At 38.1% G+C, this 14,354-nt stretch carries 10 protein-coding genes; all 10 read left to right on the top strand.

Features of this window, described 5'->3' with window-relative positions:
- Positions 1-6: 6 nt before the first annotated feature.
- On the top strand, positions 7-1,839 hold the full coding sequence (gene ggt / locus F3D3_RS03460) for a gamma-glutamyltransferase (RefSeq protein WP_069871235.1): 1,833 nt from the start codon (positions 7-9) through the stop codon (positions 1,837-1,839).
- 189 nt (positions 1,840-2,028) lie between these two features.
- A complete protein-coding gene (gene glmU / locus F3D3_RS03455; RefSeq protein WP_069871234.1) occupies positions 2,029-3,396 on the top strand; it encodes a bifunctional UDP-N-acetylglucosamine diphosphorylase/glucosamine-1-phosphate N-acetyltransferase GlmU in 1,368 nt (455 codons plus the stop codon).
- A gap of 9 nt (positions 3,397-3,405) precedes the next feature.
- A complete protein-coding gene (locus F3D3_RS03450) occupies positions 3,406-4,359 on the top strand; it encodes a ribose-phosphate pyrophosphokinase (protein WP_069871232.1) in 954 nt (317 codons plus the stop codon).
- 147 nt (positions 4,360-4,506) lie between these two features.
- Positions 4,507-6,531 (top strand): methyl-accepting chemotaxis protein, encoded by a 2,025-nt coding sequence (locus F3D3_RS03445; RefSeq protein WP_069871230.1) that lies wholly within the window; start codon positions 4,507-4,509, stop codon positions 6,529-6,531.
- Positions 6,532-6,650: 119 nt separating this feature from the next.
- Positions 6,651-7,208 carry an aminoacyl-tRNA hydrolase gene (pth, locus tag F3D3_RS03440; protein ID WP_069871228.1) on the top strand — a complete coding sequence of 186 codons (558 nt, stop codon included), beginning with the start codon at positions 6,651-6,653 and terminating at the stop codon, positions 7,206-7,208.
- A 16-nt stretch (positions 7,209-7,224) separates the two neighbouring features.
- Complete coding sequence (gene mfd / locus F3D3_RS03435) at positions 7,225-10,704, top strand: transcription-repair coupling factor (RefSeq protein WP_069871226.1); 3,480 nt, start codon at positions 7,225-7,227, stop codon at positions 10,702-10,704.
- Between the two features lie 40 nt (positions 10,705-10,744).
- Positions 10,745-11,821, top strand: a complete 1,077-nt coding sequence (locus F3D3_RS03430) for a peptidylprolyl isomerase (protein WP_069871224.1) — start codon at positions 10,745-10,747, stop codon at positions 11,819-11,821.
- A 111-nt stretch (positions 11,822-11,932) separates the two neighbouring features.
- Positions 11,933-13,387 (top strand): nucleoside triphosphate pyrophosphohydrolase, encoded by a 1,455-nt coding sequence (gene mazG / locus F3D3_RS03425; protein ID WP_069871223.1) that lies wholly within the window; start codon positions 11,933-11,935, stop codon positions 13,385-13,387.
- Positions 13,388-13,478: 91 nt separating this feature from the next.
- Positions 13,479-13,757: an HU family DNA-binding protein gene (locus F3D3_RS03420; RefSeq protein ID WP_069871221.1), complete on the top strand. Its 279-nt coding sequence runs from the start codon at positions 13,479-13,481 to the stop codon at positions 13,755-13,757.
- Positions 13,758-13,946: 189 nt separating this feature from the next.
- On the top strand, positions 13,947-14,210 hold the full coding sequence (locus F3D3_RS03415) for an RNA-binding S4 domain-containing protein (protein WP_069871219.1): 264 nt from the start codon (positions 13,947-13,949) through the stop codon (positions 14,208-14,210).
- Positions 14,211-14,354 lie beyond the last annotated feature (144 nt).

Raw genomic sequence — 14,354 nt, 5'->3', positions numbered from 1 at the left:
AAAACTATGAAAATGACTAAAAGTATCATTGCATTTATGCTCGTCGTATTGTTACTTGCTGGCTGTGCAGCACCAGCTGCACAGGCGCCGGCAGCTCAGGAACCATCTGGGGAAACAGTGGCATTGGCGAATGAATCAACCGGAGAAAGTGATTCTGAATCGGCTTATACTTCACTTGACGATTTCGTGCTCTTCGATGCAGATGGCGTGCTTACGAAGACGGGTCGAGATGCAAAAGGCACCACGGGTGTGGTTTCATCAGGCAAGTATGAAGCTTCAAAAATTGGTAAAGAAATAATGGAAAAAGGCGGTAATGCAGTAGATGCAGCAGTGGCAGTTGGCTTTGCTCTTGGACTTGCAGAACCAAACTCATCTGGTCTTGGTGGCGGCGGTTTTATGACACTTAGAACTGAAGATGGCGAAACGCTTTTTATCGACTTTAGAGAGAGAGCACCTATGGCTGCAACGCCAGATATGTGGCAGAGTTATACAGATGCAGAGGGCAAATCAGTAGTTATTGGCGAACAAAATAAATTAGGTGGAAAATCAGTTGGCGTACCTGGCAATGTGGCGGGATTATTATACGCACTTGAGCACTATGGCACAATGTCAAAAGAAGAAATATTGACACCTATTATAGAACTTGCTAAAAAAGGCGTTACTGTTACACCGACTTTATCAAGTGATATGAAAAACAATTATGATAAATTATTACTTTACTCTGAGAGTGGAGAGCTCTTCTTAAAAGAGATCGATGGGATCAAGTATCCTTATGAAATCGGAGAAAATTTCAAAAATCCGGAGTATGCAAAAGCACTTGAGCTCATTATGGCACAGGGCGCAGATGTGTTCTACAAAGGTGAAATTGCTGAAGCGGTTGTAGCCTCTGTCAACAAGTACGGTGGGGTTTTCACAATGGACGACATGGCAAACTATCAAGTGGAAGTGACTGAACCTGTAAAGGGCACGTACAGAGGCTATGAAATCATTTCTTCTCCAACGCCTTCTTCAGGAGGTACAATTGTTTTAGAAATTTTAAATATTCTTGAGAACTTTGATTTACCATCAATGGCAGATAATTCAGCAGAAGAATTGCATCTTTTTTCAGAAGCCTTTAAACTCGCGTATGCGGATCGTGGCGCATATATGGGAGATCCAAAGTTTGTAGAAGTTCCTTTAAAAGGTTTAATGAATAAAACTTATGCAAAAAAATTAGCAGATAAAATTGATTTAAGCGTTTCTGCTGAAAATGTAATACCAGATGATCCTTGGATGTTTGAACATGAGGATACAACACATTATTCAGTAGCAGATCATAAAGGCAACATCGTAGCGGTAACCCAAACGGTCAACTATGTATTTGGATCAAAAGTAGCAGTTCCAGGATATGGCTTCGTCATGAATGATGAAATGGCAGATTTCGTAACTCAAGCAGATCATCCCAATTCAATAGCAGGTGGCAAAACACCACTGTCATCTATGACACCTACAATTGTTCTAAAAGAGGGTAAACCCTTTGCTGTTTTAGGAACACCTGGTGGAACGACGATTATCTCAACGGTTGCACAGATCATCTCTAATCTTGTTGACCATGATATGGGCATGCAAGAAGCGATAGATGCCCCTAGAATTAGCGGATTCAATAAGAATACGATTACAATTGAGACAAGAGTACCTGCAGAAGTCATTGCTGAACTCGAAGCAATAGGACATATTGTTAAACTTAGTGATGATTGGAGTCGATCATTTGGTTCTGTAAACGCAGTCAAATATTTGGAAGATGGTACTTTAGAAGGTGGCGCTGATCCACGTCGTGATGGCAAAGCTTTAGGATACTAGGATCAAACAAATGAGTTAAGTCATATTGTATAATAAAAGAGTGGTGCAGATGTTGTGCCGCTCTTTTGCCTTTAATTGTTACTTTTTACGAACTTTTTTTCATTTTTTTAGAATAAAGGTTTAGTTTTCTGTATAAAAATGATATAATCTTGCGTGGTAAAATCAAATCAGATTTGGAGTTGATAAGAGATGAAAAAATTGACCACAGTGATACTTGCAGCAGGGCATGGCAGGCGTATGAGATCAAGTTTACCCAAGGTTCTACATAACGTTTCTGGCATGTCAATGGTAGAACATGTTATAAGAGTTGCACAATCTGTAAACAGTGAGAATATTATATGTGTTGTGGGCCATGGGAAAGAACAGGTTATAGAGCAGCTCAAGGGCGCACCTGTAAAATTTGTGGAGCAAAATGTACAACTTGGCACAGGGCATGCGGTCATGATGGCAGATGACTATATTATGGAAGGGGATATTCTCATCTTGTTTGGAGATGTACCATTGCTTTCAAAAGCGACTCTAAATGATTTTGTATCCATGCATCAAAACGGTGATAATGATGCGACTGTACTTTCGACCAAGGTAGATGATCCAAAGGGTTATGGTAGAATTGTAAGAGGCTCTAGAGGCTTTGAAAGAATTGTTGAACATAAAGACGCCACACCAGAAGAACTTGAAATCAAAGAAATCAATTCAGGCATTATGATTGTGAAAGCACCAATCTTAAAGACGCTGCTTAAACAACTTGAAAATGACAATGAGCAAAATGAATATTACCTAACGGATATTTTTGAGCTGATTTTAAAACAACAAGGGAAAATTGGTGTTATGGTAGCAGAAGATGATTATGAAGTGATGGGCATTAATGATCGCTACAATCTTTCGCTTGCAGATGAATACATGCAACAGAGCATTAAGAAGAAGTGGATGCTAGAAGGTGTAACGATGATTTCCCCATCAAGCATCTATATTGAGATAGACGTTCAAATTGGAAAAGACACTGTTATTTATCCGAATAGTATCTTACAAGGCAACACGATCATTGGAGACTCATGTATGATCGGACCTAGTGCAGATATTAAGAATTCAAAGATCAGTGAGGGCGTAAGCGTTAAACATTCTACCCTAGTCGATTCAAAAGTAGATGACAATGCTTCTATTGGGCCTTATGCTTATTTAAGACCAAAATCGGATATCGGAAAGCATGTTAAAATTGGTGATTTTGTTGAAGTGAAAAATAGCAGAATAGGTGATTTTTCAAAAGTATCACATCTCACTTATGTGGGTGATGGCGAAATCGGAACGCATGTCAATGTGGGGTGTGGTGTTGTATTCGTCAACTACGATGGCACAAAGAAGCATTTGACTCAGATCGAGGATCATGCGTTTATTGGCTGTAATTCAAACTTGGTAGCGCCTGTTAAAATCGGAAAAGGTGCTTATGTGGCAGCAGGCTCAACCATAACGGACGATGTACCTGAAGGTGCGCTAGCAATTGCACGCGAAAGACAAGTGATTAAGACCAATTGGTCTAGTAAATATCAAAAGAAGGTTTAGGAGGAAGCAATGCATACAAGGGGCAGAAAAATAAAGGTGTTTTCTGGTAATGCCAACCAAGAGCTTGCTAAAGCAATTTGTGGTGAACTGGGACTCCCTTTGGGCGACAGTATCGTAAAGACGTTTAGTGATGGTGAAATATCAGTAAATATTAACGAAACTGTTAGAGGTGTGGATGTCTATGTCGTTCAATCTTTTTCACTTCCACATGTAAACGACTATTTAATGGAGCTTTTAATCATGATTGATGCACTTAAAAGAGCATCGGCGGGGCGCATTACAGCTGTGATTCCCTATTATGGTTATGCAAGACAAGATCGGAAAGCAAAAGCAAGAGATCCAATCTCGGCAAAACTTGTTGCAAATCTCATTGTAGCAGCTGGTGCAGATCGCGTTTTGACTATGGATTTACATGCGTCACAGATTCAGGGGTATTTTGATATTCCACTGGATCATTTAAGAGGTGTCCCGATATTAGCAGAATATTTTAAAAGTAAAAACATTGAAAATCTTGTGGCGGTTTCCCCCGATTTAGGAAGTGTCACAAGAACACGTGATTTTTCATATAAACTGGACGCACCGATTGCAATTGTTGACAAGAGAAGACCTGAAGCCAATGTTTCAGAAATTATGAATATCATCGGTGATATTGAAGGTAAGAATGTAATTTTGATTGATGATATGATTGATACTGCAGGCACCATCGTAAACGCAGCTAAAGCGCTTAAAGATATGGGTGCTAAAGATGTCTATGCATGTTGTACGCATGGTGTTTTCTCAGGGCCGGCACTTGAGCGGATCAGAAATTCGGCGATAAAGGAATTGGTGGTATTAGATACCATTAATTTATCACCTGAATTCAAAGAGCTCGATAATATTACGCTTTTATCAGTGGCCCCTATTTTTGCAGAAGCCATCCGAAGAATTTTCAATAATGATTCCGTCAGTAAATTGTTTGATTAGAAATGAGTGCACAATAATAAATAAAAGGGCGAACTTATTAGAAGTTTTGCCCTTTTATTAAATTTTTGTAAACTTTAATTGTGAACAGGGTGTTAACGATGGTATAATATGACATGGGTAATGTTTAAAGTATAGGAGGCATTAATTATGGGAAAAAGAGAAAAAGTTAAACGGGAAAAAGGTAGAAGTTCGATCAAGGTAAAGTTTCTTATGATTATGAGTTTGATTTTAATTATTGGGGTCGCAACTTTGAATTTTTCAGTGTATCTCATTTCTAAAAATGTATTGACCACTAATTTTGAAGCGACGGCAAGGGAACTTTCTAAATCAACTGAGCTCATCATTGAAGGGTTTTTAGCTGAATATGAAGGGGTTGTTACGGCTGCATTAAAATCGGATGAGTTCGCTGGCTATGATGGATCAGCGACAGATCTCAAAAGACTTGAATCCTATATTGATGAGGTGATTGGATCCTATCCCAATATTCTATTTATGTATTTGGGTACCGAAAAAGGCGAAATGATTATGAGACCGCTTACAGAATTGCCAGTTGGGTATGATCCAAGGGTGAGACCTTGGTATCAAGATGCACTTGCAACGGATGCTGTGGTTTGGACTCAGCCTTATGTTGATGCGAATACAGATCAACTGGTCGTAACGTGTACGGCGAAGGTATTGGACAAGAATAAAAAACAAATTGGCGTTATTGGGATTGATTTGAGTTTAGAAAAACTTTCTGAACTTGTGAATTCAATTACCATAGGACAAACAGGCTATCCAACGCTTGTAGATGGCAATTTGCTGATGATGACATCACCAGATCCAACGCTTATTGGCAAAGAAGTGCCTGTTCCTGAGATTAATGAAGCCCTTAAATCAGGCAGTGATCAAGTGGTTAAATACAAGGTTGATATTGAGGGTAAAAAAAGCGAAAATTTGGTGCTTGTTGAACCCATCCAGAAAGTCAATTGGTATATTGTAGCGACTTTCTCTGAAAGTGAAATCATAGAAGATATCGCAGCAATCACTTGGACGATTATTTTATATGGCATCGCTATTTTGCTAATCTCGTTGATTATAATCTTTATTTCCACAACAAAAATCGGAAACAATATCAAGAAAATTGTGGGCGTTATGGAAAAAGCTAAAAATGGGGATTTGACAGCGGTAGCCACAATTCACTCGAACGATGAAATTAATCATTTGGCGAATTACATGGCAAATGCATTTGAAAGTATCGGGGCTATGATCAAGAGCGTTCAAGGGGTGACTCAAGAAGTCAGCTATGCTGCAGAAAATCTAGCAGCGACATCTGAAGAAACCAGTGCTTCTGTGGATGAAATCTCAAGAAGTGTGGCGGATATTTCAAAAGGAGCACAGGAACAAGCTGCTGATGCGGAAAAAGGTGCGATGCATGTCAATCAATTGGCTAATAAATTTGAAGCACTCAACAGCAATACAAGCGATATGTTAGAGGCTTCATCTAAAGTATTAGAAGCGAATGAAAAGGGATTATCGTCTATTCATCAATTGAGAGAAAAAACGAAGTTAAATGATGATGCCAATTTGAAAATAAGTGAAGCAATTCATGCCCTTAATGGTAAAACCCAGTCCATTGGCAATATTTTAAATACGATTTCATCCATTTCTGAGCAAACGAATTTACTGGCTTTGAATGCTTCAATCGAAGCCGCTAGAGCTGGAGAATTTGGAAGAGGATTTGCAGTAGTTGCAGAAGAAATCAGAAAATTAGCAGAAGAATCTGCTAAGTCGACTGAGGAAATCAGAGAAATTATTGTCAATATCCAAAGTGATAGTAATAAAACGGTAACCAGTATGACTGAAGTTCAGACGATTTCTAAAGAACAAACTCAAGCCGTCTATGATGTGAACGACCAATTTGATGAGATTTCAGGTGCCATTAATGCCATTAATCAAGGCATTAAACGTATTTCAGTATCTGTTAGCGAACTCAATCAGGATAAAAACAACATTGTTGAGTCCATTGAAAGCATTTCGGCAGTGAGCGAAGAAACTGCTGCTGCATCTGAGCTGATGAATGCGACTATGGATCAACAAGTCTTTGCGATTGAAGAAGTCGCTAAATCGGCTGAAAAGCTCAACGAGCTTGCAACGGTATTAAATCAAGAAATTTCTAAATTTAAAATTTAGCAGGTTTTAAATGTAACTCGAAAATGAATCTATTAAAAGCTTGGCAATTTAATAATTGTCAGGCTTTTTTTATGGTATAATTGATGTGCTAAAAAACCGAGGCAAGATGAGGAGATATTATGTATGTCATTGTAGGATTAGGCAATCCTGGAAAGCAATATCAACAGACACGTCACAATGTGGGATTTAATGCGATAGATATACTCAGTGAAAAATTAGGAATTCGTGTTGACAAAATAAAATATAAAGCCGTCGTCGGAGAAGGGCAGTATCAGGGTGAAAAAGTCATGCTGGTGAAGCCTCAAACGTTTATGAATCTCAGCGGCGAATCTGTCATCGGAATAATGGCCTATTTTGATTTGCCAATTGAAAATCTCATTGTGATCTATGATGATATAGATACGGATTTTGCGAAACTGAGAATTCGAAAAAAAGGAAGTGCTGGAACGCATAATGGGATGAGAAATATCATCTATCTGTTGCAAAAAGATGAATTTCCCAGAGTCAGAATTGGTATTGGAAAGCCTGAAAGAGGAGATCTAAAAGATTTTGTCCTCAAGAAATTTAACCCAGACGAAAAAATATTAATGTGCGATACGCTATCAAGGGCGGCAGAGGCAGCGCTTATGATAATCAGAGAAGACGTTGACAAGGCAATGAATCAATACAACGGTTAGGAGAAAGGAAGTTGTCATGAAACTCATCACCAATTTATTTGATCATTCCAAAGAGTATCAAGAACTCAAGAAGAGCGTTTCACAGAGGATTAGCCCTATTTTAGTGCATGGGACTGAAATAAATGCTCTTAAATGGATGATTTTAAAACTATCAGAAGAAGTGAAACGCGATATATTGGTATTGTTTGATGATGATTTTAAAGCGAAGACGGCTTCAGAGGATTCGGATACTTTCAGCTATTTACCAAGTCGAGAGATGATTTGGTTTGATACTTTTGCGCATTCCAATCAGTTGACCCATGAACGTGTTGAAACATTATTAAAACTTAAATCTGAAAATCCAACGATTTTATTTACGGCTATTAACAACCTCGCTGTTAAATACCCCTTATATGAGCAATTTAAGGAAAAGGTACTCACTGTGAATATGGATTCGCTTTTAGAACTTTCGCAAATACAGAAAATCTTTTTCGAATTTGGATACGAGAGAGTCGAAATTGTTGAAGCAAAAGGGCAGTACAGCATTCGTGGTGGCATCGTGGATATTTTTTCGACATGCTATGATAATCCGATTAGGATGGAATTTTTTGGAGACGAAATAGACTCCATACGTTCATTTGATATAGAAACACAGAAATCAATTAAAAAATATGAAGGCATTGATATTTTCCCGTGCCGAGAAATGCTCTTAGAAGCGCAAACCGTAAAAAATGCGGTGATTAAACTGAGCCAAGCAAAAGCCAATTATAAAGCGCAAAAGAGACAGCGTGTAGAAACGATGATTGAACATCTTAAAGAAGGGGTTATATCAGATGATTTGGATCCCTATTTTTCTGTGTTGTTTGATCAGGCGGATTCACTATTGGCCTATCAAAGAGATCCTATTGTATTCATTATAAGCAACAATCAATGTATGATGAGAATTAAGCAATACATTGCGGAATATGCAAGACAATTCACAGATTTTCTTAAGCGCAATGAGGTCATTAAAGAACAATACGGTAGAATCTTTGAACTGGAACAAATTATGCTTTTGCTCAAACAAAAAACTTTGGTCCTAGATGAATTGTTGATTAAAAAAGTGGATCAATTTGAGCCAGAACAGATCATGAAGATCACTTCGAGAGAGCTTTCAAAGTACTTTGGTAAATTTGAGCAAGTGGCACTTGAGATAAAAAAGTGGAAGCTCAGTGGCTATCACATCGTTATCGCAATAGGCGATTCTCAAAGAAAACAAAAGTTTTTTGAATTGATGCAATCTTATGATATTGCAATCGATCAAGAAGCAAATTATGAGCGCGCACTCAGTGGCCAAGCGATTCTAGTGGCGCAAAATCTGTCGGCAGGGTTTTACTTTGATACGTTTAAAGCGGTTGTTTTAACAGAAAATGAGCTCTATGGTGAAGGCAAGAAGATCACGCGTAAACGTGCGAATACGGGAAAGGTCATCAAGGCTTTTTCAGAGCTATCATTAGGGGATTATGTCGTTCATGAAAATCACGGGATAGGTCAATATGTCGGCATTGAGCAAATGAAAATGGATTTGACGCGAAAGGATTTTTTAAAGATCAAGTATGCTCAAGATGATTTTCTCTACATTCCTGTGGAGAGTTCAAGCATGATTCAGAAGTACATTGGTACAGATCATGATAAGTTAAGGCTCAATCGGCTTGGTGGCACCGAGTGGAAAAAGACCAAGCAGAGGGCTCAAAAATCCATTGAGGAGATGACCGATGAACTTATCGAACTCTATGCAGATCGAAAGGCTAAACGCGGCTACGCCTTCTCACGGGACAATGATTGGCAAAGAGAATTTGAAAACATGTTTCCGTATCAAGAGACTCGTGATCAACTCAAGTGTATTGAGGAGATCAAAAGAGATATGGAAGTGCAGCTTCCCATGGAAAGATTGCTTTGTGGTGATGTTGGATATGGTAAAACCGAAGTTGCGCTTAGAGCAGCTTTTAAAGCTGTACTGGATTCAAAACAAGTGGCTATTTTAGTGCCGACTACAATTCTGGCACAACAGCATTTTAACAACACTGTAGAGCGTTTCTCAAAATATCCTGCAAAAATTGAGATGCTCTCTCGATTTAGAACGAAGGCGGAACAGGCTAAAATTATCGAAAACATTCGGACGGGCGTGGTAGATGTGATTATTGGCACGCATCGAATTCTATCTAACGATATTCAGTACAAGGACTTAGGTCTTTTGATCATAGATGAAGAGCAAAGATTTGGCGTAAAACACAAAGAGAAAATCAAGATGATTAAAGAAAATATAGATGTACTCACCTTATCTGCAACGCCCATTCCAAGGACACTTCACATGTCCATGATTGGCATCAGAGATATGAGTGTCATAGAAGATCCGCCAGAAGATCGTTATCCGATCCAAACTTATGTGGTTGAATTTGATGAATTTTTGGTAAGAGAAGCCATTATAAGAGAGATTGAAAGGGGCGGACAAGTGTTCTTCGTTCACAATCGAGTGGCTGATATTGATCAAGTCGCCTATAAAATCAATCAGCTTGTACCAGATGCAAAAGTTGATTTTGCTCATGGCCAAATGAATGAACACAAGCTTGAAAAAATAATGATCAGTTTTATGAATAATGAATTCAATGTGTTGGTTTGTACCACGATTATTGAAACCGGTCTTGATATTGCCAATGTCAATACAATCATCATCAACGATGGGGATCGATTTGGACTTTCACAGCTTTATCAGCTTAGAGGGCGTGTGGGTAGAAGTAATCGCCTTGCTTATTGCTACATCTTCTATCAAGTCAATAAAGTGCTTAATGAAGTGGCTGAAAAACGGTTGAGAGCTATTAAAGAGTTTACAGAACTCGGTGCAGGCTTTAAGATCGCAATGAGAGACCTTGAAATTAGAGGGGCTGGCAATGTGCTTGGCACTCAACAACATGGACATATGGAAGCAGTTGGATATGATTTGTTTTGCAAACTGTTAGAAGAGAGTATTATGCGCAAAAAAGGCGAGATTGTCAGTGAAATGCCGCAGGCCAAGATGGATATTGCAATAAATGCTTATATTCCAGAAACGTATATCCATAATCATCAGATGAAAATTGAAATTTATAAAAAGATTGCTGCTATTGAGACGAGAGCGCAATTCGATAGTGTTTATGAAGAAATAGAAGATCGATTTGGTACGGTTTCAGCTTCTGTCAATAACTTGATGAAGATAGCATTCATAAAATCCATGGTTGAAAAAATGTGGATTGAGGAAATTGCAGAAGATGGCACGAACTTTATTATGAAATTCCAAGTAGATGCTCAGATCAATCCCCTGTTTATCGGTCAAATCGTGGAATTCGAGCCCAAAAATATACAATTTTATGCTGGAAATCCAATGATTATGAAACTTAAAATTACAAACAGATTAAGAAAAAAAGAAGAACAATTAACAATGCTTGAAAATTTCATAGAAAAAATATATAGTTTTTATTGTGAGTATAGTAATATGGAATAGTGTTATTTAAATTTCGCAATAAAACCAAGGAGAGGGTATGATGACAAATTTTAAAAAAAGGCTAGCAGTGATGTTAGTGATAATGATGCTTGCAATGACAGGTTGTGGTGCGGCAACTAAATCAACAGATGGTGGAGTGCCTAAGATTGATACAACAAATGCAGTTGCAGTAGTTAACAATCAAATAATTGAGCTAGATACATTTAATAAATTCTACGGCATGTATGAGTCTGCTTATAAGAAGAATTATGGCGACGATGTTTTAGAAAGAGATGTTAATGGCGTGAAATTTGGTGAGATTTTAAAACAAGATATCGTTGATATGTTGGTATCAGAACAATTAATGCGTGAGTATGTCATCGGTACAGATTATGTTGTAGAAGTAACCGTACTCGATGAGAAATTTAAAGAATTGCAAGATCAATTGGCTACGAATGAAGAAGTAAAAGCGCTTTATGAAACTTTAGGCATTGATGATGTATTTTTAAAGAAACAAGTTGAAAGCAGTATGTTAGCAAGTGAATTCGATCGCTTGATTACAGAGAGCATTGACAAAGATGAAGCAAAGCTCAATGAACTTTATGCATCGACACCGATTCAAGTCAGTGCAAGTCATATTCTTGTTGAAGATGAGGCAACTGCTACACTTGTTAAAGGCAAATTAGATGCAGGTGAAGATTTTGCTGAGCTTGCTAAAGAATACTCTCAAGATCCAGGATCGGCTTCAAACGGTGGTAGTCTTGGCTTCTTTGCAACGGGTGTTATGGTGCCTGAATTTGAAGAAGTTGCATTTGGTTTGCCAGTAGGAGAAATTAGCGATCCAGTTCAATCTAGTTTTGGATATCATATCATTCGAGTAGATGAAATCCAAACCATTAATGATATGATTGCAGCCGGAGAAGATGAAACGGTTATAAATCAACACAAAGAAGAGTTGAAAAAAACAATTTCAGATGAGTACTTTACAAAAAAAATGGAAGCGCTAAAATCAGCAGCTACAGTTGAAACTTTTATGGATAAAGTGACAGATATTGCAGCAACTCCAGCGGCACCAGAAACAAAAGCACCAGAAACAACAGAACCAGAAGCAGAAACAAAAGAACCCGCAACGAACTAAGACAATGAGGTCAGATGATAAATCGTCTGACCTTTTTAAATCATTATATGCATCATTAGTCTTCGTCCAGCGTAGAGCAGGAATTTAGGAACACATAGAAGGTGGATTACGATGAATCAAATAACAATAGTAGGTATGGGGCCAGGGAGCAAAGAATACTTAACGGTACAGGCAATAGAGGCTTTGACAACATTGCCAAATGTTTACCTAAGGACAGAAAAACATCCTGTGGTAGAATATCTTGTTCAAAAGGGCATGCGTTATCAAAGTTTTGATGAACTCTACGAGGCCGCAGATACTTTTGAGGAGACCTATGAGACAATTGCAAATAAAGTGCTTTTACTGGCTAAGGCTGGGCCTGTAGTATATGCTGTTCCCGGAAATCCGTTCGTTGCAGAAAAAACAGTGGCATTGATCATAGCCTCTCATCCGAATGCGCTCATTAAGATTGTTCACGGTGTTAGTTTTATAGATGCCATTATTACAGCACTTAAATATGATCCTGTAAAAGGACTCGAAATTGTCGATGGGCTTAAAATAGAGTCAGAAACATTGAATCCTAAAAAGGATCGATTGATTATACAAGTCTACAATCAAATGGTTGCATCAACAGTGAAGCTTCAGCTTATGTTGCGATATCAAGATGATCATGAAGTCGTCGTTGTAAATGCCGCAGGAATAGAGTCACTTGAAAAAATCGAGCGTGTACCGCTTTTTGAACTGGATCGTAATCCAGAAAGGTTTAATCATCTGACGAGCTTATTTGTGCCAGCGGCAAACGCGTCTGGTTACACTTTTGAAGATCTTCAGAACATTATGGTTAAATTAAGATCGGATAATGGATGCCCATGGGACAGAGAACAAACACATCGTTCTTTAACGAAATATTTAGTTGAAGAAGCCTATGAAGTATTAGATGCCGTGGAATCGGAAGATGATAATGCGCTAATAGATGAACTTGGAGATGTGCTTTTGCAGGTTGTGTTTCATGCGACAATTGCAAATGAAGATGGCTATTTCTCAATGGACGATATCACTGATGGTATTTGCCAGAAAATGATTAGGAGACATCCACATGTGTTTGGAGACGTTGATGTTTCTGGATCAGATGAAGTTCTTGTGAACTGGCAGGCCATTAAAGCGAAAGAAAAACAAACGGAAAAAATACATGAAGCAATGAATGCTGTTGCCACGAGTATACCAGCTCTTATTAGAAGCCAAAAAGTTCAGAAAATTGCAGCCAATGTTGGTTTTGACTGGCAAAATGTAAAAGAGGCTATAAAAAAAATCGACGAAGAACTGGGCGAGTTTAAAGTTGAGGTAGAAGCGCAAGATTTTATGAAGCTCGAGGAAGAACTCGGAGATTTATTAATGATCATCAGTAATGTCGCAAGGCACTTGAAAATTGATGCAGAGATTGCACTTGCTAAAGCCATAGAAAAATTTATTCGTAGATTTAAATATGTTGAAGAAAAATTAGCAGAAAGTAATGAGATTCCCAATAGTGAGGCACTTGATAAAATGGATAAATTATGGCTTGAAGCGAAAATATGGGATAAATATTAAAAAAATATTCAAAAACTCTTGTAAAACTTGAAATTTCAACGTATACTATTTATAGTTAAAACAACTTTATAATTTAAGAGGAGGTTTTATTGTGAATAAAGCTGAATTAGTAGCTAGCATGGCTGAAAAATCAGGATTAACTAAAAAGGATGCAGAATTAGCACTAAATGCATTTATGAAAAGTGTTGAAGACGAACTTGCAAGAAACGGAAAAGTTCAATTAGTCGGATTTGGTACTTTTGATGTAAGAGAAAGAAAAGAAAGAACTGGTAGAAATCCTAGAGATCCAAAACAAACAATTGAAATTCCAGCATCTAAAGCACCTGTTTTCAAAGCTGGTAAAGCATTAAAAGAAACAGTAAATGCGTAATATAGCATAGAAAAGGCAGCTTCGCTGCTTTTTCTTTATTTAAAGCATCCTTAATGTCCTCGTAGTGAAGGCAGTGTTCTCACCGCCCCACGCAGTGGCCTTAAATCATCCGCCCCATCTTCATAACGAACTGTATCCTCGCAAAGTAAAAGCACCAGATCATCATCAATTGATCAGAGGAGGTTGTCCATGAGAATCGATAAATACTTAAAAAATGCAAGACTTATCAAGCGGCGAACAATCGCAAAAGAAGCTTGCGACCAAGGTCGTGTAAGCGTAAATGGGAAAATAATTAAAGCGAGTGCTGAAGTCGCTGTTGGCGACGAGGTAATCATAACTTTTGGAAATAGAAAAATAAATTTTAGAATAACAGCATTAGAAGAGCATGTTAAAAAAGAACTCGCTAAAGAACTTTACGAGATCTTATCAGAAGAAAAAATTGAAAATCTTTGATTTTTAGGAATATAACCCTTGAGGAGATGTCCCTCACTTCTCAAAGTGGGGGTTCATATGCCTAATTCAGTGGGAGTCTAAACGCCCACTGAATGCAATCCGATAGGATTGTGCAAGTGTTACGAAGGTAGCGAAGCGGACTGA

The sequence above is a fragment of the Fusibacter sp. 3D3 genome (genome assembly GCF_001748365.1).
Lineage (GTDB): Bacteria > Bacillota > Clostridia > Peptostreptococcales > Acidaminobacteraceae > Fusibacter_A.
The sequence above is the reverse complement of the archived record's forward strand: the minus strand, read 5'-3'. Positions and strand labels throughout refer to the sequence as shown.

Bases quoted from the DNA above. Each gene is read 5' to 3' on its own strand.
- F3D3_RS03445 (WP_069871230.1), top strand. From the start codon at position 4,507: ATGGGAAAAAGAGAAAAAGTTAAACGGGAAAAAGGTAGAAGTTCGATC.
- F3D3_RS03450 (WP_069871232.1), top strand. From the start codon at position 3,406: ATGCATACAAGGGGCAGAAAAATAAAGGTGTTTTCTGGTAATGCCAAC.
- pth (WP_069871228.1), top strand. From the start codon at position 6,651: ATGTATGTCATTGTAGGATTAGGCAATCCTGGAAAGCAATATCAACAG.
- mfd (WP_069871226.1), top strand. From the start codon at position 7,225: ATGAAACTCATCACCAATTTATTTGATCATTCCAAAGAGTATCAAGAA.
- glmU (WP_069871234.1), top strand. From the start codon at position 2,029: ATGAAAAAATTGACCACAGTGATACTTGCAGCAGGGCATGGCAGGCGT.
- F3D3_RS03415 (WP_069871219.1), top strand. From the start codon at position 13,947: ATGAGAATCGATAAATACTTAAAAAATGCAAGACTTATCAAGCGGCGA.
- mazG (WP_069871223.1), top strand. From the start codon at position 11,933: ATGAATCAAATAACAATAGTAGGTATGGGGCCAGGGAGCAAAGAATAC.
- ggt (WP_069871235.1), top strand. From the start codon at position 7: ATGAAAATGACTAAAAGTATCATTGCATTTATGCTCGTCGTATTGTTA.
- F3D3_RS03430 (WP_069871224.1), top strand. From the start codon at position 10,745: ATGACAAATTTTAAAAAAAGGCTAGCAGTGATGTTAGTGATAATGATG.